The sequence below is a fragment of the Methylobacterium platani genome, assembly GCF_001653715.1.
GTDB classification, from domain to species: domain Bacteria; phylum Pseudomonadota; class Alphaproteobacteria; order Rhizobiales; family Beijerinckiaceae; genus Methylobacterium; species Methylobacterium platani.
This window is the reverse complement of sequence record NZ_LWHQ01000048.1, coordinates 1-20,586: the sequence shown is the minus strand read 5'-3', so window position 1 is coordinate 20,586 and position 20,586 is coordinate 1. Positions and strand designations below refer to the sequence as shown.

17 protein-coding genes are annotated in these 20,586 nt (G+C 74.4%); 9 read left to right on the top strand and 8 right to left on the bottom strand.

Annotation, left to right across the window (positions count from 1 at the left end; all coding sequences use genetic code 11):
- Positions 1–77 precede the first annotated feature (77 nt).
- Positions 78–437 carry a hypothetical protein gene (locus tag A5481_RS24250; protein WP_210179220.1) on the top strand — a complete coding sequence of 120 codons (360 nt, stop codon included), beginning with the start codon at positions 78–80 and terminating at the stop codon, positions 435–437.
- Between the two features lie 160 nt (positions 438–597).
- Here A5481_RS24250 and A5481_RS24245 read toward each other — a convergent pair whose 3' ends face one another.
- Both A5481_RS24245 and A5481_RS24240 read right to left on the bottom strand, forming a co-directional pair.
- Positions 598–1,701, bottom strand: coding sequence for a glycosyltransferase (locus tag A5481_RS24245; protein ID WP_048432478.1), 1,104 nt, complete (start codon positions 1,699–1,701; stop codon positions 598–600).
- Positions 1,688–2,464, bottom strand: a complete 777-nt coding sequence (locus tag A5481_RS24240; RefSeq protein ID WP_048432477.1) for a polysaccharide deacetylase family protein — start codon at positions 2,462–2,464, stop codon at positions 1,688–1,690. The genes A5481_RS24245 and A5481_RS24240 overlap by 14 nt, the downstream gene beginning before the upstream one ends.
- 310 nt (positions 2,465–2,774) lie before the next feature.
- Here A5481_RS24240 and A5481_RS24235 point away from each other — a divergent pair, with 310 nt between their 5' ends.
- The 5 genes from A5481_RS24235 (at position 2,775) to A5481_RS24215 (ending at position 10,911) form a co-directional block, all read left to right on the top strand.
- Entirely contained in the window at positions 2,775–3,752 is a 978-nt protein-coding gene (locus tag A5481_RS24235; RefSeq protein ID WP_342447321.1) for a lipid II:glycine glycyltransferase FemX, read from the top strand.
- A 2-nt stretch (positions 3,753–3,754) separates the two neighbouring features.
- Positions 3,755–5,026, top strand: coding sequence for a lipopolysaccharide biosynthesis protein (locus A5481_RS24230; protein ID WP_048432475.1), 1,272 nt, complete (start codon positions 3,755–3,757; stop codon positions 5,024–5,026).
- Positions 5,027–5,029: 3 nt separating this feature from the next.
- Complete coding sequence (locus A5481_RS24225; protein ID WP_053082259.1) at positions 5,030–6,418, top strand: O-antigen ligase family protein; 1,389 nt, start codon at positions 5,030–5,032, stop codon at positions 6,416–6,418.
- A 97-nt stretch (positions 6,419–6,515) separates the two neighbouring features.
- On the top strand, positions 6,516–8,639 hold the full coding sequence (locus tag A5481_RS24220) for a GumC family protein (RefSeq protein ID WP_048432474.1): 2,124 nt from the start codon (positions 6,516–6,518) through the stop codon (positions 8,637–8,639).
- Between the two features lie 280 nt (positions 8,640–8,919).
- On the top strand, positions 8,920–10,911 hold the full coding sequence (locus tag A5481_RS24215; protein ID WP_053082258.1) for a right-handed parallel beta-helix repeat-containing protein: 1,992 nt from the start codon (positions 8,920–8,922) through the stop codon (positions 10,909–10,911).
- On the opposite strand, the gene A5481_RS24210 is transcribed toward A5481_RS24215, so the two are convergent.
- From A5481_RS24210 to A5481_RS24200, 3 genes are all read right to left on the bottom strand, one after another.
- The gene (locus A5481_RS24210) at positions 10,841–11,671 is read right to left on the bottom strand and encodes a WecB/TagA/CpsF family glycosyltransferase (protein ID WP_048432472.1); all 831 of its coding nucleotides are present in this window, start codon (positions 11,669–11,671) and stop codon (positions 10,841–10,843) included. The two genes, A5481_RS24215 and A5481_RS24210, sit on opposite strands and share 71 nt — an antisense overlap.
- 4 nt (positions 11,672–11,675) lie before the next feature.
- A complete protein-coding gene (locus A5481_RS24205) occupies positions 11,676–12,872 on the bottom strand; it encodes a glycosyltransferase (protein WP_245238673.1) in 1,197 nt (398 codons plus the stop codon).
- A gap of 511 nt (positions 12,873–13,383) precedes the next feature.
- Entirely contained in the window at positions 13,384–14,376 is a 993-nt protein-coding gene (locus tag A5481_RS24200) for a Gfo/Idh/MocA family protein (RefSeq protein WP_048432471.1), read from the bottom strand.
- A gap of 247 nt (positions 14,377–14,623) precedes the next feature.
- Between A5481_RS24200 and A5481_RS24195 the strand changes: the two genes are divergently transcribed.
- Positions 14,624–14,869, top strand: a complete 246-nt coding sequence (locus A5481_RS24195; RefSeq protein WP_048432470.1) for a hypothetical protein — start codon at positions 14,624–14,626, stop codon at positions 14,867–14,869.
- A gap of 30 nt (positions 14,870–14,899) precedes the next feature.
- Here the strand turns inward: A5481_RS24195 and A5481_RS24190 are convergent, their stop codons facing one another.
- Complete coding sequence (locus tag A5481_RS24190; protein ID WP_048432469.1) at positions 14,900–15,343, bottom strand: DMT family transporter; 444 nt, start codon at positions 15,341–15,343, stop codon at positions 14,900–14,902.
- A gap of 639 nt (positions 15,344–15,982) precedes the next feature.
- On the opposite strand from A5481_RS24190, the gene A5481_RS24185 reads away from it, so the two are divergent.
- Positions 15,983–17,647, top strand: a complete 1,665-nt coding sequence (locus A5481_RS24185; RefSeq protein ID WP_053082257.1) for a S53 family peptidase — start codon at positions 15,983–15,985, stop codon at positions 17,645–17,647.
- A gap of 288 nt (positions 17,648–17,935) precedes the next feature.
- Positions 17,936–19,624, top strand: coding sequence for a methyl-accepting chemotaxis protein (locus tag A5481_RS24180; protein WP_064504363.1), 1,689 nt, complete (start codon positions 17,936–17,938; stop codon positions 19,622–19,624).
- A gap of 23 nt (positions 19,625–19,647) precedes the next feature.
- Here the strand turns inward: A5481_RS24180 and A5481_RS24175 are convergent, their stop codons facing one another.
- A complete protein-coding gene (locus tag A5481_RS24175) occupies positions 19,648–20,199 on the bottom strand; it encodes a hypothetical protein (protein WP_064504362.1) in 552 nt (183 codons plus the stop codon).
- Positions 20,200–20,327: 128 nt separating this feature from the next.
- Positions 20,328–20,579 carry a cell division topological specificity factor MinE gene (minE, locus tag A5481_RS24170; protein ID WP_064504372.1) on the bottom strand — a complete coding sequence of 84 codons (252 nt, stop codon included), beginning with the start codon at positions 20,577–20,579 and terminating at the stop codon, positions 20,328–20,330.
- Positions 20,580–20,586: the final 7 nt, after the last annotated feature.

The window sequence follows — 20,586 nt, the reverse complement described above, 5'->3', positions numbered from 1 at the left end:
GGAACAGCGACCGGAGGGTGCAGGCCCGCCGCTGATACTCGCGATTATTGCCGTTGCACCACGACCACAGGATGTCGATGCCAGAGAGCCACGCGACCGTCCCGCCGAAACGGCATCCGGCTGGGCCCCGGGCCGTGCCGCCCCGCCTCGCCTCCGCGCCCCCGCGCGACGCGGTGAGCCTCTTCGCCGAGCCGATCGCCTGCGCGGCGAGCCGTCCGGACGATCCGCTGCCGGTCACCCAAACCCTCTATCGCACGCCGGACGGGCGCTACGTGATCCGGACCTGCCTGCGTCTCGGCCCGGAGGCCGCCGCGGAGGCCTGCGACGTGATGGTCTATGCCGACGAGGCCGCCCTGCGCGAAGCCCTGTCGGCCGGCGACGACGGCCTCGACCGGGCGCTGCTCGCGGCGGCGGGGCTCGACCGGGATCGGGCGTGAGCGGGCAGGGGAGCGATCCTTCGGCGTTTCATACCCTCGCGCCTTGGCATCGACACGTCGATGCCAAGGCGTCCGGCGCATCAGCGCCGACGCGGGGACAGGGAAACCTTGCGGGCTTAGCCAGCGCCTTCGAACGGATCCATTCGAAGGCGCGGCGGTATCACAGCACCGCCGCGAGCCCGGCCCGGTACGCCTCGACCGCGCGCGCCAGCGAGACCTCCGGCAGCGCCGCCTCGGCCGCCGCACGCAGGCGCCCCCGCCGGTCGGGATCGTCGAGGAGGGCCAGGGTGGTGCGGGCCCAGTCGGCGACGTCGAGCGGCCGCACCACGCCGCAGCCCCGCGCCTCCAGCAGTTCGCGGGCGGCGCCGGAATGCGGCGAGGCCAGGACCGCCGCCCCGCTCTGCAGCGCCTCGTTGACGACGATCCCCCAGACGTCGCCGCGGCTCGGAAACAGCAGGAGCCGCGCCGAGGCGTGGGCCTCGGCCAGCGCCGCCTGGCCGAGATAGCCGTCGAACCGGGCCGGGATCCCGGCCTCCGCGAGGCGCGCCGTCATCTCCGCCCGCAGCGGCCCGTCGCCCGCCACCCGCACCCGCAGGGGCCGGCCGGCGGCAGCGCAGGCCCGCATCACGTCGGTGAAGAAGCGTGCGCCCTTCACCTCCTCGTTGAGGATGCCGCAGAACAGGACGTCGTAGGGCCGGGCCTCCGGCGCCGGCAGCGGCGGCCGCGCCTCCCAGGCCGGGAACAGGGGCGCGCGAAACACCCGCTCGCCCGGCAGCCCGTAGGAGGCGAGCAGCGTCCGGCTGCCGGCGCTCGGCGCGAGGCCGAAGGCGGCGCCCGGCACGATCGCCCGGCGCAAGCCCCGGTGCGCCGGCGAGCGCGCGCCCGGATCGGTCTCCGGCACGCCGTCGGTCCGGATCCCGTAGGGGATCCGCAGGGTCCTGGCCGCCAGGGCCGCCATCGCCATGGTGGGCGAGAAGTCGTTGAGGATGACGGCGGCCGGCCTCGAGCCCGCGAGGCGCGGCACCACGCTCGGATTGACGTACAGGTTGCGCACCGCGTCGCGGTGCCAGCGCAGGCCCGGCAGCACCGCGAAGCCGTAGCCGTCCGCGGCCGCGAGCTCCCACTGGCGCGCCGGCTCCCGGGCCGCGCAGGCGAGCACGGTCAGCGGCCGGTCGAGGGCGGCGGCGAGCGCCCGGTACAGCACCTGCGTGTAGGGGGCGAGCGCCCCGGTCACCACGACGACCGGGCGCTCACCGTCGCGCAAGGCGGGCTCCCATCAGGGCGTCGAGCTCGTGCAGCGGCCATTCCGGCTCGAGGACGTGGCGCGGCATCGCGGCGAGGTCCGCGGCGGTCGTGGCGACGCCGCGGCGGGTGGTGAAGAAGGTGGCGTAGCCGTGGGACAGGGCGAGGTCCGGATCGCGCCCGGGCCGGTAGTCGCGCTCCGCCACGCCCCACGGGCAGGCGAAGTGCCGGACCGGCCGGCCGAGGGCGGCCTCCAGGGCATCGCGCGAGCCGGCGATCTCCCGCGCGGCGGCGGCGTCACTGATCGTCGCGATGCGGGCGTGGCCCAGGCTGTGTGAGCCGACCTCCATCCCGGCGGCGAGCCAGGCCGCGACGAGGGTGCGGTCGGCGTAGGGGCCGGGCGGGCTGTCCGGCGGCGCGTCGAGCCAGTCGGCGACAAGGAACAGGATGCCCGGCACGCCGGCCTCGCGCAGCACCGGCAGGGCGACCTCGACCGTGTCGGCGTAGCCGTCGTCGAAGGTGACGAGGAAACGGCGCTCGCGCATCGCCTCGCCCGCCCGCAGGAGCGCCACGGCCTCGTCGGCGCCGACGAAGCGGCCGTGGCGCTGCAGGAACGCGATCTGCGCCGCGAATCCGGCCCGGTGGCGCTCCGGCACGTGGTGGTAGCACAGGGTGTAGAGCCCCGGCGGCGCGTGCGCGAGGCGGCGCAGCCGCGCCAGCGCCCGCAGCAGCAGCGCCCGGACCACGGGATGGTCGCGGGCGAGGGTCTTGAAGGGTTGCAGCATCCCACCCCCGTTGCCAGAGCGCCGTCCCCCGACGGTGGGGCCGCTCCGGCGCGGGGACAAGCCGAGACGACAACGTAGATCCCGGCCGATCGCGGCGTGGTCTCCCGGGCGTCCGGGACACCATCGCGGTGCAGGCCTAACGAAGGCTTGCGATACGAGGACTTGCGATACGACGCGCGACGTTCGCGCCGCCGGGCATCCCCGACGACGGTGCGCTCCTTGCCTCGACGGCCGGGCGGCGGCGCGGGCTGTCGCATCCTGGCACGGGGAGCCCATGACCGGTACCAACCATGAGACGGGATTGCGGGTCGTGCCCGTGGCCGATGTGCCGGCCTGGGACGAGGCGGTGTGGGCGCAGGGCCGCGGCACCATCTTCTCCGCCTCCGGCTGGGGCACCTACAAGGCGCGCCGCGGCGCTGCGATCGCGCGGCTGAGCGTCGTCGACGAGGCCGGCGACCTCCTCGGCCTGGCGCAGGTCCAGACCCGGCGCCGCGGCCCGGCCCGTCAGCTCTACGTCCAGGGCGGTCCGCTCCTCACCGACAAGGGCGAGCGCCAGGGCGAGGCGGTGACGCGCGCGCTCCTCGCCCATCTGGCGCTGAGGCCGCTCGACCTCGCGGTGGTGGATTTCGCCCGCGCCGAGAGCCCGGGGGCGGTGCTCGGCCTGCTCGCCACCGGCTTCCGGCCGGTGACGACGGCCGCCCGCCACACCCTCGAGGTCGACCTCACCCGCGGGCTCGACGCGATCCAGGCCGAGATGGAGCCGCGCTGGCGCAAGGCCCTGCGCAAGGCCGAGCGCAACGCAGGCCTCACCGCGCGCTTCCTCGACGATCCGGCCGAGCGGCTCGCCGCCTTCGACGCCTTCGCGACGATGTACGACGCCCTGAAGACCCGGAAGGGCTTTTCCAACGACTTCGACGCCGCCGCCTACCGCGACCTCGCGGCGGGCGATCCGCGCCACGTCATCCTGGAGATCCGCGAAGGCGACGAGCCGTGCCTGGTGCGCATCGCGCATCTCAGCCGCGACCGCTTCACCGATTTCTTCACCGCCTCGACCGAGCGCGCCAAGGCGAACGCCGCCGCCTACCTGGCGGTATGGAGCTTCCTGCGCCGCGGGGCCGAGGCGGGCTGCCGGGTGTTCGACTTCGGCGGGATCGACCCGGCGAACAACCGCGGCGTCTACGACTTCAAGCGCGGCCTGACCCGCGCCGTCGCCGCGAGCGGCCCGCTCTGGCTCTACGGCCGCCACCGCCTCGTCACCGCGGCGGCCGGCGCGATGCTCGCCCGGTGAGGATGTCCGCGCTCCTCACGCGCCTGCGCGGGCCGGCCCTGCTCTCGCTCCTCGACCAGGGGGCGGTGAGCGGCTTCGGCTTCCTCGCCGGCATCGCGGCGGCCCGCCTGATCGACATGGAGGGGTTCGGGCGCTTCGCCCTGGTGCTCATCGTGGCGGGCTTCGCGCAGGGGCTGCACAACGCCCTCGTCACCGCGCCGCTGATGACGCTCGCCGGCAGCGTGCGCAGCCCGTCGCGCTACGCCGCCGCGGTCGGGGCCGGCGCCCTGGTGCTGGCGGCCGGCCTGGCGCTCGGCGTCGCCGGGGCGCTCGCCCTGTACTTCTCCTGGCGCGGCGAGCCGGTGCCGGTCGACCTCGTCACCGCCGCCGGCGCGCTCACCCTGGCGCAGAACCTCCAGCTCACCGCCCGGCGGCTGCTCTTCGCCTATGGCGGCGGCGGCCGGGCGCTCGCCATGGACCTCGCCCGGGCGGCGTCCTTCCCGCTCGCGGTCGCGGCCCTGTGGGCCCTCGGGATCCCGCTGAACGCCGCGCGCCTCGTCGAGCTTCTCGCCCTCACCGCCGTGCTCACCACCCTGCCGGTCCTCGTCGGCCGCGCCGTGGAGCCCGGGCGCCGGCGCCTCGCCGTCACCAGCCTGCGCCACTGGCAGATGGCGCGCTGGCTGCTGCCGGTCGTCCTCGTCACCTTCGGGCAGGAGCAGCTGGTCTGGATCCTCGCCGGCGGCGCGCTCGGCGAGGAGGCGCTCGGGGGTCTGCGGGCGGCGCAGTACCTCGTCGGCATCGTGCTGCTGATGCTCGCCGCCACCGAGAACGTGGTGCCGACCGGCGCCGGGCGCGCCTACGACCAGGGCGGCGAGCCGGCCTTGCGGTCCTACCTCGTCTCCGTCACCCGCCGCCTCGGCCTCCCGGTCGGATTCCTCCTCGCCGTCGTGGCGGTGCCGGCCGATCTCTGGCTGCGCCTCGTCTTCGGCGCGCCCTACGAGCCCTACGCGCCCTGCCTCCGCTGGCTGGCGCTCGGCGTGGTGTTCATCTTCCTGCGGGACATGGTGGCGCAGATCTTCCGGGCGCGGCGGCGCACCGACGTGATCTTCCGCGCCTTCGCGGTCAGCTTCGCGGTGTCGCTGGCGCTGGTCCAGCCCTTGATCGGCCGCTACGGCGCCGCGGGTGCGGCCGCCGTGGTGACGATCGCGCACGGCGCCTCTCTCCTCGCCCTGCTCGCCGCCCTCGGGCGGACCACCCCGTCCAGGACGACAGCAACCCGGGCGGAGGCCCCTTAGGCGATGCTGAACGCCCTGATCGCGGTCGCGGTCGCGACCTGGTTCGCGGTGGCCTACCCGGTCCTGCGCCGGCGGCTCGCCGTGCGGATCCCCTCCGGCGGCGCGCCGCTGGCCTGGCCGCTCGCCCTGGTGGTGGTGTTCGCCTTCATGCCCCTCGTGTTCACGGTGCCGCGCGAGGACGGCAACGCCGTGCTGGAGCAGGGGCTGACGGCCTCGAACGTCGTCACCATCGTGCTCACCGGCCTCACCGCCCTCTATCTCGGGGTGAAGATCGCCGCCGACCGGCGCATCCTGCTCCTGCCCTTCGCGATGCCCTACCTGCCGTTCACGATGATGGTCGGCGTGAACGGGCTCAGCGCCGCCTGGTCGATCGTCCCGGCCTACACGCTCTACCGCACCGCCGAGCTGGCGGTGTTCACCCTGGCTTCGATCCTGATCTTCGACCGGCCCGACATCCGGCATCGCCTCGCCGACATCCTGGCGATCGTGACGCTCGCCTGGCTCGTCTCGGTGACGCCGGAGATCCTCCAGAGCCTCGCCGCCGGCATCGTGTTCTCCTCGGCCAAGAACAACATGATGCCGCTCGTCTGCGCGCTCCTCGGCTTCGCGGCGTGGTTCGGGCCGCCGAACCGCCGGCGCGGCCGCTACCTGCTGCTCGCGGCCGTCGGCTTCGTCATCGCGGGGTCGGCCGCCTCGACGGGAGCGCTGATCGCGGTCGGCCCGGCCCTGATGATCGCCTCGCGCCGCCCGGGGGTGCGCGTCGCCGGGGTGATCCTGGCGCTCGCCTCGATCGTGGTATTCCTGTTCCTGATGGTCGGGCTGTCGACCTTCCCGGCGCTCCTCGACGCCCTCTCGGTGATCCTCCAGAAGCCGCGCGAGGAGCTCGCCAACGCCACCGGGCGCGGCACCTTCTGGCCGACCTTCATCGCGGCGACGCGCGACCACCTGCTCGGCTCCGGCTTCTCGGCGGCGGACCGCTTCGTGCAACTCCTGATCCCGACGACGGAGCTCGCCGACGAGCTCGGCCGCGACGCGGTGTTCATCACGAGCTCCCACAACATGTTCCTGAGCGCCTGGGCCGGCACCGGGCTCGTGGGCCTCGGCTTCGCGCTCCTCACCCTGATCGAGCCGGTCCGCTTCGCGGCCTGCGCCGACCGCGGCACCCGCCGCATCGTCGCCTGCCTGATCCTGATGCTGGCCCTCAACGGGATGACGACCCCCGGCCTGTTCCAGGACTGGAACGTCAACGTGCTGGCCTACGTCGCGGTGCTCGCCCTCGCCCGGGCGGCGCGGCGGGAGGCCGAGGCCCGGACCGGGATCGACCCGACGACGCGGTGGGCCGACGCCGCCCCGTCCTGTCGCGAGACGGGGCAGGCTTGGCCCGCGGCTTGAACCCCGTGGGTCAGATGGCAGGTCGTCCGCTCCGGTCGTCCCGGAACGGACCATCTCCGACCCGTAACGAGAACCCTCCGGGAGCCTTGGGCACGTCATGACCATGGTCGAGAATGTCCGGAACGGGCTTTTGATCGGCGCGAGCCCGCGCGGCGGCGAGGAGGGGCGCGAGCCCTGGTTCCTGGACCCGCGCGAGATCCTGCGCACGGTGCGCCTGCGCTGGCTCACCGTCCTGCTGCCCGTCCTCCTGTTCCTCGCCGCCGCCGCGGCCTTCACGCACGCGGTCCCGCCGCAATACGCCGCCTCGACCCAGATCCTGATCGACCCGCGCGGCCTGCAGGTGGTCAAGGACGGCCTGAGCCCGCCCGATCAGGCGAGCGACGCGAGCCTGCTCCTCGTCGACAGCCAGCTCCGGGTGCTGACCTCCGACGACGTGCTCGGCCGGGTCGTCGACCGCTTCGACCTCGCCCAGGATCCCGAGTTCCAGGGCCGCGAGACCCTGATCGGCGCGATCAAGGCGGCGATCGCGCGGCTGACCGGCCGCACCGAGGCGCCGGCCGATCCGCGGCTGACCGCCTTGCGGGCCCTGCGCGACCGGGTCGGGGCGCGGCGCCTTGAGCGCAGCTTCGTGGTCGAGCTCGGGGTGACCTCGGACGACCGCGACAAGGCCGCCCGCCTCGCCCGCGGCATCGCCGAGACCTATCTCGCCCGCGACGCCGCGACCCGTTCGGACACCACGCGCCGGGCCGGCGAGGCGATCGAGGGCCGGCTGGCGGAGCTCCGCGACGCCCTGCGCCGGGCCGAGGACAAGGCGCAAGCCTACCGCGCCAGGCACAACCTCGTCGGCACCCGCGCCCAGCTCGTCAGCGAGCAGCAGCTGACCCAGCTCAGCGACCAGCTCGGCGCCGCCCGTGCCAAGGCCCTCGATGCCGGCGCGCGGATGCGCCAGGTCGAAGGCGTGATCGCCGGCGGGCGCTTCGATTCCGCCAACGAGATCGTCACGAACCCGACCATCACGGCCCTGCGCGGGCAGCTCGCGGGAATCGAGCGCCTGCGCGCCGATGCCGAGGAGACCCTGGGCAAGCGCCATCCGAGCTACATGGCGGCCGTGGTGCAGGAGAGGGCACTGCGCCAGGCGATCGAGGCCGAGATCCGCCGCATCGCCGCGGCGAGCCGCAACGAGTACCAGGCCGCGCTCGCCAGCGCCCGCACGCTCGCCGACACGCTGGAGCGGCGCAAGGCCGACGCCCTCAAGGTCGGCGACGACTTCGTGCAGCTGCGCGAGCTCGAGCGCCAGGTCGAGGCGAGCCGGGCGGTCTACGAGGCCTTCCTGGTCCGCGCCCGCGAGCTGCAGGAGCAGCAGCGCCTCGACACCTCGGCCTCGCGGATCATCTCGCCGGCCTCGCCGCCGGAGAAGCGCCTGGGGCCGCCGACCGCGGTGATCTTCGTCGCCGCCCTGGTCGCCGGGCTCGGGGTCGGCCTCGTCGGCAGCCTCGCCCTCGAGCTCCTGGCCGGCCGCGTCCGCTCGCGGCGGCGCCTCGAGGGGCATCTCGGCCGCGGCGGGCTCGACGCCCTGCCGCGGGCGCCTCGCGGCATGACCGGCGCGGCGGCGTTGCGGCGGGACTTCGGCTCCGCCCGGGGCGACGGCGCCTACGAGGTCGCGGTCGCGCGCCTGCGCCACCGCCTCGCCGCCGCCTGTCCCGGCCAGGTGCCGCTGGTCGTCCTCGTCACGGCGGCCGACGACCGGGCCGGCAAGTCGGGCCTCGCCCGGGCGCTGGCGCTCTCGGCGGCCGCCGACCGCGAGCGGGTGATCCTGGTCGATGCCGACCCGTCCGGCCTGCTGACCCGCGACCTCGGCGCGGCGGCGCCGCGCGACCTCGCCGCGACGCTCGGCGCGCGCGGGTCCCTCGCCGACGCGCTCGTCACCCTGCCGTCCGGCCTGCGGGTGCTGCCCCGCCCGGCCGACCTGCCGCGCACCCTCGCCGGATCGCTCGCCGACGCGCTCCTGCGCAGCGACGCCGACCTCGTCGTCGTCGATCTCGGCCTCGTCGGGGGCGACGTGGTGACCGAGCGCCTGATCGCCGACGAGCGCATCCCGGCGCTCCTCGTCGCGGTGAGCGCCCGGCGCGGCCGCCTCGCCGCCATCGACCGGGCGCTCAAGGCGATCGGCGCGAAGAGCCGCCCGCGGATCGTCGTCACGGATGCGGCGGCGGGGGAGTAGGGCGATCGACCCGGGCCCGGGTCGTTTCGGGGGCGGATTTCGATACCGGAAGCGTGCAGGGCTGCTCGCTTGATGTCCCTGGACAGCCCTGCCGCTCGCGGACGAAGAGAATGACCGCGCCCCGTCCTCCTCGCACCGGCGGGCACGGGCTCGGATAGTCCATTCGACCGGTATCGGAGATTTTCCCATTCTCGACCTCATCCTGAGGTCGTGAGCTGGACGGAGAAATCCTCTGCGGTACCAGTCCGATCAAGTCGAACAGGCTCCGACGATGGCCCCCATGCGGACCCTTCTCCTCCTGGCCGCCGCGCTCCTCGGCGCCTCCCATGGTCCCGCCCAGGCCGGCCCGGTCGAGATCCCGGTCGCCGCCGAGGGCGTGCGCCCCGGTCCGGGCGCCGTCGCCACCCTGGCCGACGCCGTGACGGAGGCCCGCCGGCGCCGCGCCCGCGATCCGCGGGCGGAGATCGTCATCGCGCTCGGCGCCGGCACCCACCGCCTGACCGGTGCCGTGCGGCTCGGGCCGAGGGACGGCGGCACGCCCGGCGCGCCGCTCGTCATCCGCGGGCCCGCCGACGGATCGGCCCGCCTCGTCGGCAGCCTGCGCCTCGCGCCGATCCCGCTCGATCCCGCCCTCGCGGCCCGCCTGCCGGCGGCGGCGCGGGGCCGCGTGCGGGCCTACCGGCTGCCTCCTTCGGCTCGGGCCCCCGCGCGGATCCAGGCGCCGATCGTCCTCGACGGGACGCCCGTGCCTCCCGCCTTCGAGGTCTTCGACGGCGAGGGAGCCATGCATCCCGCCCGCTGGCCGGCGGAGGGCTTCGCCGAGGCGCGGGACGGCGACGGGTCGGGATTCACCCTGGCGAACGCGCCGCCGTCCCTGCGCGACGAGCCGGACCTGTGGGCCGAGGGCTACTGGCGCTGGGGCTGGCTCTTCGAGGCGCTGCCGGTGGTGCGGACGGCGCCGCAGGGGACGGGCATGCGCCTCACCCTCGACCGCCCGCCCTACGAGGGCATCCGCGCCAAGGCTCCGATCCGCCTCGTCCACCTGCTCGCCGGCCTCGACCGGCCCGGCACCTGGTGGCGCGACGCGCGCAGCGGCACCCTGCTCGCCTGGCCGCGGGGTCCCGAGACGGTCGAGGTCTCGGTCGCCGAGACGCTGCTCGCCGCCGAGGGCGCGTCCCATCTGCGGATCGAGGCCCTGCGCCTCGCCATGGCGCGCGGCGACCTCGTGCGCGTGACGGGCGGGCGGGACGTGGTCGTCGCCGACAGCGTGCTCGGCCCGTCCGGCGGGCGCGGGGCGGTGTTCGCGGGGGCGCAAGACAGCGGGATCCTCCGCGGCGACCTCACGGGGAGCGGCGCCGAGGCGGTGGTGCTCTCGGGCGGGGAGCGCCGCACTCTGAAACCCGGCGGCCTGTTCCTGCGCGACAGCCGGCTGACCGGCTATGCCCGCCGCTTGCCGACCCAGCACCCCGCGGTCGCGCTCGACGGCGTCGGGGCCGAGGTCTCGGGAAACTTCATCCACGATTCGCCGGCCTACGCGATCCATATCCGCGGCAACGACCACCGGATCGCCGGCAACGAGATCGCGAACCTCCTCACCGGCGCCACCGATACCGGGGCGATCTATGCCGGCCGCGACTGGACCGCCCGGGGCAGCGTGATCGCGGGCAATTTCCTGCACGACATCCGGGGCGACGCCGACCGCGAGGTGAAGGGCGTCTACCTCGACGACATGGCGAGCGGCTTCACGGTGTCCGGCAACCTCTTCCTGCGGGTCGACCAGCCGGTCTTCATCGGCGGCGGGCGCGACAACCGCGTCGAGGGCAACGTCTTCGTCGCCGCGAGCCCGGCGATCCACGTCGATTCCCGCGGTGAGACCTGGGCCCGCGACGCGATCACCGATCCGCAGTCGGAGCTGCGGGCCGCCTACGCGGCGATGCCGGTGGGATCCGCGCCCTGGCGCGCGCGCTACCCGCGGCTGCCCGGCCTGCTCTACGACCGCCCGGCGGTCGCGACCGGCAACGTCCTCGCCGACAACCTTCTGGCGCTGAGCGAGCCGTTCCGCTTCACCGACGGGGGCAGCGAGGCGGAGCAGACCCTTGCCCGCAACCGCGCCCCGGCCCACCCGCCGGCCGACCTGGCGGCGCTGGCCCGGACCTCGGTCGCGCCGGAGGATTTCGCGGCGCTGGCCGAGGGCAGCGGCCTCAGGCTGCCGACGATCCCGTCCGCCCGGATGCACCGGTCCCTGCTGGCCGGGGCGCCTTTCGGGCGCTGAGCGCGTCGCGCGCCGCGATCAGCAGGAAGCGCGGGATCGTGTCGAGGTAGCGCCGCCACAGCCGGCGCGGCTCGCGGGCGAGGCGGTAGGCCCATTCGAGGCCGGCGACCTGGAGCAGCCGCGGCGCCCGCCGGATGCGGCCGGTCGCGACGTCGAAGGCGGCCCCGACCCCCATGGCGATCGTACCCGGCAGGTGCGGGGCGTGCGCGGCCATGAACAGTTCCTGCTTCGGCGTGCCGAGCCCGATCCAGACGATCTGTGCCCCCGAGGCGCGGATGCGCGCGCGCATCGCCTCGGTCTCGGCGGCGTCGAGCGCGCGGAAGGGCGGGGTCTCGACCCCCGCGACCTGCAAACCCGGCACGCGGGCGCGCATCGTCGTCGCGAGGAGATCCGCGACGCCCTCGCCCCCGCCGAGGAAGTAGTGGCGCCAGCCCTCCGCCGCGCCGGCCCGGCACACCGCCTCGACCGACTCGATGCCCGGCACCTGCTGCATCGCGGACAGCCCGCGCCAGCGGCCGATCCAGCTCAGCGGCCGGCCGTCGGCGCAGACGAGCAGCGCCTCGTGATGGGCGGCGCGCAGGGCGGCGTCCTTCTGCGCCCGCACCACGCCGTGGGCGTCGCGGAACACCACGAAGCTGCCGGGCTGCGCCGGGCCGGCGGCGAGCCGCCGCCCGACCGCTGCGACGAGCCCGGCCATGTCGGTCGCCGAAACCGGGACGCCGCCGATCTCGAAGGAGGGAACGAGGGGATCGTGGGCCATGGTGTCAGGTTCCTGTCGGTGCGAGGGGAGCGTCGGCCGCCCGGGCGGCGACGGCGTCCCGGTAGATCTCGAGGAGGGCGCGCGTGGTGACGTCCTCGCGCCACTCGCGCTCGTAGACGGCGCGGGCCTCGCGCCCCATGGCGGCGGCCGCCGCCGGGTCGGCCTCGATGCGGGCGAGCGCCCTGGCGAGGTCCTGGGGCTCGCCCGGCGCGGCGAGGAGGCCGGTGGTGCCGTCCGAAACGAGGCTCGCCAGCGCCCCGATCCGCGAGGCGACGACCGGCGTGCCGGCGGCGAACGCCTCCGCCACCACCATCGGCAGGCCCTCGTACCAGAGCGAGGGCACCACCACGGCGGCCGCCCGCGCCATCGCGGCCTGGACGGCGTTGGGCGCGCAAGGCCCCCGGAGGTCGAGGGCCGGATGGTCCGCCAGCGTCCCGGCGAGCGGGCCTTCCCCGATCACCGTGACCCGGATGCCCGCCGCGGCGGCGGCCTCGGCCAGGACGAGCACGCCCTTCTCGGGGCTGAGCCGCCCGACATAGACGAGGCCGCGGCGCGGGTGCCCCGCGGGCGGGCCCGGATCGGGCAGCCCGTTCGGACGGATGCGGATCTTGTCGGACGGGAAGCCCGCGGCGACGAAGCGCTCGCGCGCGAAGGGGGTGAGCGCGACGAACCGGTCGACGTCGCGACGCCAGGTCCCGGCCCGGCGGTGGACGTCGACCATCCGGGCGACGGCGAGCGAGCCGATCCGCGAGCCGCGGTAGCAGGCGAACCGCACCGCCCGGTAGGGCGAGCCGGTGACGCAGCTCTCGCACGGCGCCCCGTCCCGCATCAGGAAGGCGCCCGGGCAGATCAGGCGGTAATTGTGCAGGGTCTGCACCGTGGCGCAGCCGGCCGCCCGCGCCGCCGCGTGGATGCCCGGCGAGAGCAGCGGGAAGACGTTGTGGACGTGGACGACGTCCGGGGCGAAGCGGTGCACCGCCTCCATCACCCGGGCGATGCCGGCGGGGGCGTGCGTCGCCGACACGGCCGCCCGCAGGCGGGCGAGGCCGGAATCGATCGCCGCGTTGTCGAGATACGCCGCCTCGACCGCGCAGCCGGCCCGCTCCAGGGCGGCGAGGTCGCGGGCCACCGCCGCATCCTCGCCGCCGCGGACCTGGTAGCGGTTATGGGCGACGAGGACGCGCAGGGCGGGGCCGCTCACGACCGCCGCCCGTCGGCCGCCGCCGCGCGCCGGGGCGCGCCGGCACCGCCGGTGATCCGTCCCGTCCCGATCCTCGTCGCGCGCAAAGCCTCGCCTCCGCCATCCGGGACCGACCGTCCCGTTCGCCAGTCCCGAAAGACGACACCCGTCGTATCGTGCCGGGACGATCCTGTTTCGAGACGAGACGGTCCGCCGGGCCGCAACGCTCAAGAGGATCGCGGCAAGCAACGACGACCGTCCGAGGAGATAACGCTTGGCTCGGAGTTCTTCAGTCGCGGAGGACTACCGATCCCGGACGAACCACGCGCATCGACGCACCTCGTCATGGTCGGCGACGACGAGATCCGGGATTGTTCTGAAATCGGCCCGACCTCGACAGGCGGACGGGATTGTTCTGCATTCGCAGCGATCTACCCGGCCGGCGACGCCGGCCGGGGCACGGAGCCGGCACGGCCGGCCGCCTCCCGGGCCGGCCCTCGATGCAGGGCGGGGGTGTGACGCGATGTCCGGGTCAGCGGCCGGCCGGCCCTCGGCCGAGGATCGCCTCGACCACCTCCTGCACCTCCAGGGCCTCCGCCAGGGTGGCGAGGTGGTGCGGCTCGCCCCTTGTCATCCGCACCACGCCGTCGAGCTGGCGGCGCAGGGCGATCGGGCGGGCGCGCTCGTTCGGCATCGCGTCCGGTGCCGCCTCGAAGCTGCCGTCCGGCCGCCGCCGCTCGGCGATCGCCCAGTCGCGCAGGCGGACGGCGCCGGCCTCGCCCTCGATCGTCCAGGTATTGTGGTCGTCGTGCGGGGTGTCGCCGACCCGGCCGCGCAGCACCACCGGCACGTCGCCGGCCCGGAACGCCGCCTCGACCGCCCGCTCCGACCGGCCGGGCTCGGGAAACGCGGCCCGCGCCGTCAGGTCGTGCAGCGGGCCGAGCAGGCGGCGGCTGAGGAACAGGAAGTGCGACACCACCTCGCGGGTGAAGCCGCCCTCCTGCGGCGCATCGAGCCACGCCGCCGCATCGGCCTGCCACGGCCGCGGCCAGCGCGCGAAGGCGACCTCGACGGTGAGCCGCCGCGGCGCGCCGACCGCGCCCGCGGCGATCCACTGCGTCAGCGCGGCGACGCCGAGGGAGGAGGCGAACGGGAAGTTCACCGCGCCGCGATCCCCCGCCTCCGCCACGAAGGCGCGCGCCTCGGCGAGGTCGACCGCGAGGGGCTTCTCGCAGAACACGCTGCGGCCCGCCGCGAGCGCCGCCCGGGCATGGCCGAGATGCGAGGCCGGCGGGGAGGCGATGTAGACGCAGTCGCTCGCCGCCACGACGGCGGCGGCATCCGCCGCCAGCGGCACAGCCGGGAAGGCCGCACCGATGCGCGCCAGGGCCGCCGGGGCGGGATCCCACAGGGCCGCGACGCGGACCGGGGCGTGCTCCTGGTCGAGGACGGCGTTCAACATGCGTTCGCCCATGATGCCGGCGCCGATGATGCCGAGGGCGAGGGGTGAGGAGGGCTTGAGCATCTGGGATCCCGGGTGCCGACGGGCTCTCCCTTAAGGCCGAACAGACTGCGGGGGAACACGCGGTTCCGCGCGCCGCGCCCGTCTCCCCGGGCCGCTGCGAGCCTTGCGCCGCGTGCAGGCCGGCCTGCGGGGCCGGGGCTTGCCGTCCGGCTTAACTGAAGATTAACCATCTGCCGCAACGGCACGCCGCTCGCAACACTCCCCTTGCGCGCGGGCCAGGGTGTCCCGCAACGGGAGAGATGTTCGCATGTGGCACAGCGCCGTCGGTTTCCTCGCCGTCGCGACCGCGGTCGCGCTGATCGTCCGGCATTTCGGCGCGCCGCGCGCCGTGATCGTCGGCTTCGTCATCACCGGGCTCGGCGCCTCGCTCGCGACGCTGCTGCTCGCCGACGTCAACACCGTCGATCCGGGCGAGAGCCGCGCCCCGGCCTTCACCGCCCAGACCGCCCCGGTCCCCGGCCGCGACGCGCGCGACCTCCGCGCTTGGCGTTGAGCGGGGCTTGGCGTTGAGCGGGGCTTGGCCTCAGAACCGCGCGATCAGCGCCACGCCGGCGATCATCAGGCCGCAGCCGAGAAGGCGCCAGGGCCCGGCCGGATGCGGCGCGAAGCCGACCCAGCCGTAATGGTCGAGCAGCACCGAGGTGACGAGCCCGGCCGTGACGGTGAGCCCGGTGAACACGGCCGCGCCCAGCCGCCCGGCGAGGACGATCATCGCCAGCACGTAGGCGCCGCCCATCGCGCCGCCGAGCCAGGCCCACCACGGCACCTGGGCGAGCCGTGACGTTCCCGGCCAGCCGAGCCCGACGAAGGGGATGGCGGCGAGATACACCAGGGCGTTGGCGGCCGAGACCGTGAGGGCGACCAGCACCGGCTGGCCCAGGGTCTTGTTCAGGGTCGTGTTCGCGCCCGCCTGGACGGTGTTGAGCACGCCGGCGAGGATGGCGATCAGGGCGACGAGGGCTGGCATGGGTCGGAGCGCTCCGCGGAGGGGGAGCCTCGTCAACACCGGCCGGGCCGCTTCGGGTCGTTCGTCCGCGAAGGTGACGGTGCGGCCGGCTGCGCCGAAGCGCTGGAACCCTCTCCGATCGGATGAGGCCGCCGTAGCAATCCAGCAATGAAGTTGCAATGTTGAATTGCTCGGCATCGTCGCGGTTGCAGAACGCGATGAACTATGCTTGATTAAGCGAGAAGTGAATGGCTCTCCTTGGGTCTCATCGGCGACAGGAGCGCCGGATGCGGTCTTTGGCCGGGCCGAGAGCCGGCTGATGCAGCGCATGCCGACGATCATCGCGCCGGTCGGTCTCGTATTTTAATAGAAATACTTAATATATATTGAGATGAATCCTGCGGATTTTGCGCGTCATAACAATAAAATCGATCAAAGGAACGCTCGTCGATCTCGGCAGGACTGACCTGTCCGAGGCCGCGACCGGTTCGCACGGCGACCCGGATCCCGCGGTCCCGCACCGCGTCAGGCGTCTGCCGGCGGCCCCCGCGCCGCCGAAGGGCTCACGTTGCGCCGCCGCCCGTCCGGGCGACGACGGTGACCGGGCGGACCACCAACGGTCGAACCCTTTGAAACGACGTCGAAAGGGAGGCTTTCGCCATGTCGAAGACGCACGCAACGCCGAACACCCGTGCAACGCCGAAGGCCCGCGCCTCGGACGGCTACGTCGAGATCCCGGGCAGCTACCGGCCGGCGCCCGAGCAGGCGGCCGCGCCACGGACCGCGCCCCGGGCGGCGGGCGAGGTCAAGGCGAACGACACGATCGAGGTGAGCGTCTACCTGAAGGACCGCGACGACGACGCGCTTCTGGCGATCGGGCCGCAGAGCGCCGACCCGGCGGGCGCGCCGGCGGCGGCTGCGACACCGCGGGCGAACCTGCGGGGCGAGCGCACCGAATCCCTGAAGGGCGACATCGCCAAGGTCGTCGGCTTCGCCAACGCCACCGGGCTGAGCGTCGTCAAGACGGATCCGGCCCGCCGGCTGGTCAAGCTCGCCGGCCCGGCCGACAAGCTCGAGGCGGCGTTCCGGACCAAGCTCCACTACTACAACAGCGGCGCCGAGGCCTTCCGGGCGCGGTCGGGCACCCTGTCCGCCCCCAAGGACGTCGCCGACGCGATCGAGTCGGTCCTCGGGCTCGACACCAGGCCGCAGGCGCGCCCGCGCTTCACCCGCCACGCCGAGCCCCACGCCACCGTCGGCCACCTGCCGAACGAGGTCGCCCGCCTCTACGGCTTTCCCCAGACCCCCGGCCGGGGCAAGGGCCAGTGCATCGCCATCATCGAGCTCGGGGGCGGCTACCGCACCTCCGATACCGAGGCGGCCTTCCGGGCCATGGGACTCGCCACGCCGAGCGTCGTGCCGGTCTCGGTGTCGGGCGGGCTCAATCGCCCGGGGGTCGACCAGAACGCCGACGGCGAGGTCGCCCTCGACATCCAGGTCGCCGGAGGCGCCGCGCCCGGGGCGGTCCTGGCGGTGTACTTCGCCCCCAACACCACCCAGGGCTTCGTCGACGCGATCACCCGGGCGGTCCACGACGACGTCCATCGGCCCTCGGTGATCTCGATCAGCTGGGGATCGCCCGAGACGCGCTGGACCGACCAGGGCCTGCGCAGCATGACCTCGGCGCTGCGCGACGCGGCCCGGCTCGGCGTCACGGTGTTCGCGGCCTCCGGGGACAATCTCGCGACGGACGGCGAGGCGGACGACCGCGTCCACGTCGATTTCCCCGCCTCCAACCCCTACGCGGTCGGCTGCGGCGGGACGCTGCTGAGCACCGACGCGAATAACGGGATCGCCGGCGAGGAGGTCTGGAATTCCGGCGGAAGCGGGACCGGCGGCGGGATCAGCGACCGCTATCCCAGGCCCGCCTACCAGTCCGGGGCCGGGATCCCGGGATCGGTCAATGACGGGCAGGTCCGGCGCGGCGTGCCCGACGTCTCGGGCGATGCCGACCCGCAGAGCGGCTACCGCGTCGTCGTGGCCGGGGCGAGCGGGCTGATCGGAGGGACGAGCGCGGTGGCGCCGCTCTGGGCCGGGCTCCTCGCCCTCGTCAACGAGGCCCGCGGCAAGCCGGCGGGCTTCATCCACCCGCTGCTCTACGGCAATCCCGCCGCGTTCCGCGACATCACGATCGGCGACAACAAGGTGGGCGGGGTGGGCTACGAAGCCGGAACCGGCTGGGATGCCTGCACGGGCCTCGGATCGCCCGACGGCGAGCGGATCCTGGCGCTCTTCCAGGGAACGGGCGCCGGGCTCGTGGCCTGACGGTGCCGGTCCTCCCCCCGGTCTCCGTGCCGGGAGGGGAGGACCGCGCCCGGCGCTTCGCCGAGGAGAGCGAAGCGCCGTCGCGCCGTTCCACGTCGATGCCCTAACGACGATGGGACAGCTTACCTAGACTTCGCCAGGCCTCGTGACCGGGGGACGATTGGTTCCGTTGGTGCGCAAAGATATTTTGCCCGTCCCCCTTGCGGCCGAAAAGTATTTTTTAACAGAGCAATCCTACGCCTTCGACCGAGCCGACACTCGGTAATCCCAATGGCAACGGGTCGTAGGATGATCAAGCTCACCATCGGACGGAAGTTGGTGTTGTCCTCGGCGGTGACGGCTTTGTTCGCCGGCGGCGCCATCATCAATCAATGGACCAGCAATACCGAGGTCCGGGCGGCGAACGAGGCGGTGGCGCGGGAGGAAACCATCCTGCGCGGAATTTCGCAGGCCCAGCTCGCGGTCAGCCGGATCCAGCTGAGCCAGAAGACCGTCGAGCTGGCGCGCGACGCCGCCGCCGCCGATGCGGCCGTGGCGGCGGCCCTCGACGAGGCGAGGAAGGCCGCCGCGGGGCTCGCGCGGCCGATCGCGATCGCGCTCAAGCCGGACGTCCTGCGCGACAGCGAGCGCGCCCTGCGCGACCTGGCCGAGGCGGTGCAGCGTTACGCGCAGGCCGGCCGGGCCGATCTCCACGGCCGGCCGGTCGATGCCGCGGCGGCGGGAGCGGCTCGCGACGCGATCCAGGCCCTGACCGGTCGGGCCGAGCGGACGATCGGCGAATCGGTCGCCAATGCCGACCGCTTCACCCGCGAGGCGATGGAGGCCGCCTCCGACCGGATCGCCGCGGCGACGCGGGTCGGCCTGATGGCCGGTGCGGCGATGCTCCTGAGCCTGCTCGGCGCGGCGATCGCGCTGATGCTCAACATCCGGCGGCCGATCACCCGGCTCGTGACGGTGCTGGAGCGGATGGCGGCCGGCGAGATCGACGCGGACATCGCCGAGAGCCGGCGCGCCGACGAGATCGGCGCGCTCGGCCGCGCCGTCGAGAGCATCAAGGCCATGGTGGCGCGCAAGGCCGCCGAGGACGCCGAGCGGCGCCAGATCGCCGATGCGGCCGCCGCCGAGGCGCGCCGGCGCGCGATGATGGAGCTGGCCGACGGCTTCGAGGCCGCGATCGGCGGCATCGTCGGCTCGGTCTCCTCCTCCGCCGGCACGCTCCAGGCCACCGCCCGGTCGATGACGGCGACCGCGACCCGCACGGCCGAGCAGTCGACGAGCGTGGCGGCGGCGGCCGAGGAGGCGGCGACGAATGTCGGCACGGTGGCGGCGGCGGCCGAGGAGCTCGGCGCCTCGATCGCCGAGATCGGACGGCAGGTCTCCGGCTCCGCCGGCCTCGCCCGGAAGGCGGTCGCGGAGGCGGACCAGACCACGCGCTTCGTGCAGGCCCTCAGCCAGACCTCGGCCCGGATCGGCGACATGGTCGGGATGATCTCGACCATCGCGAGCCAGACCAACCTGCTGGCGCTGAACGCCACCATCGAGGCGGCGCGGGCCGGCGAGGCCGGCCGCGGCTTCGCCGTCGTCGCCGCCGAGGTCAAGCAGCTCGCCAACCAGACCGCCCGGGCAACGGAGGAGATCGCGCGCCAGATCGGCGAGGTGCAGGGCGTCACCGGCCAGACGGTGGGGGCGATCGGCACCATCACCGCCCTGATCGGCGAGATCGATGCCGTCGCCGCCGCGATCGCCGCGGCGGTCGAGCAGCAGGGCGCCGCCACCCAGGAGATCGTGTGCAACGTCTCCCAGGCCTCCGCCGGGACGAGCGCGGTGACCGGCAACATCGCCGGGGTCGCCCAGGCCTCGGAGACGACCGGCTCGGCGGCGGGCGAGGTGCTCGCCTCGGCCTCCGCGCTGTCGCGCCAGTCCGAGCACCTCTCGGCGGAAGTCCACCGCTTCCTCGCGACCGTCCGGGCGGCCTGAGGGCGCTCCCGGGGGTCCCGCAGTCAGGCCTGCGGCTCGCCCGGTCCGCCCTCCTCGGGCGGCGGCGGGGGCGGTGGGCTCGCCGGCGGCACGTGGTCCTTGCGCCACTGCGCGAACAGGCTCTGGAGCACCGCGACGGTGTCGCGCACCGCCTTCGCCTCGTCGTCGACCGAGACGCCCTCGGAGACGGAGTTGCGCGTCGTCAGGACGGCGCGCTCCTCGATCTCGGTCAGGCGCTCGAGGAAGTCGGGGCGGGCCGCCAGCAGGTCGAGGGCGTCGCCCATGGCGGTGGCGAGGGTGGTGGCGAGCAGCCCCGCCGTCGCGACGTCGCCGACGGAGGCCTCGTAGGGCTCGGGCACCTCCTCGTCCTCGTCCTCCTCGGCCGCCGCCTGAAGGCCCTCGACCAGGGCCTCGACGAGCTCGACCGCGGTATCCTCCGGCACGGCGAGCCGGACCGCGACCTCGATGTCCTCGCCGCTGAAGCCGGCGGTGCCGAGGGTCACCTGCAGGATGCCCGGCCGGCGCAGGCTCAAGGCCATCAGGGTATTGGCGTAGATGGTGGGCGCGTCCGGCATGACCTCGACCTCTTCCGGGCAGGCACGGGGATGCCCGCGCCTGCCCGGCCTATATCGCGCTTCCGGCGTGCCGGGCGATGGGCTTGCCTCGTGCCTCCGGACGGATCCGTTCGCAGGCGCGGCGGTGTTCAGGCGCTGGCGAGCCGGGCGACCTTGTTGTCGGGAAGCTCGATGTCGACGCCGAGGGTCGAGACGGCGTCGCCCCGCTCCATCGTCACCTTGACCTTCTCCTGGTCGATGGCGACGTGCTTGGCGATCACCGCCAGGATCTCCTCGCGCAGGATCGCGACGAGGTCCGAGCGGCCGAAGGCGGTGCGCTCGTGCGCCAGCAGGATCTGAAGGCGCTCGCGCGCCACCGGCGCCGTCCCGCGCCGCGACAGGAAGCTC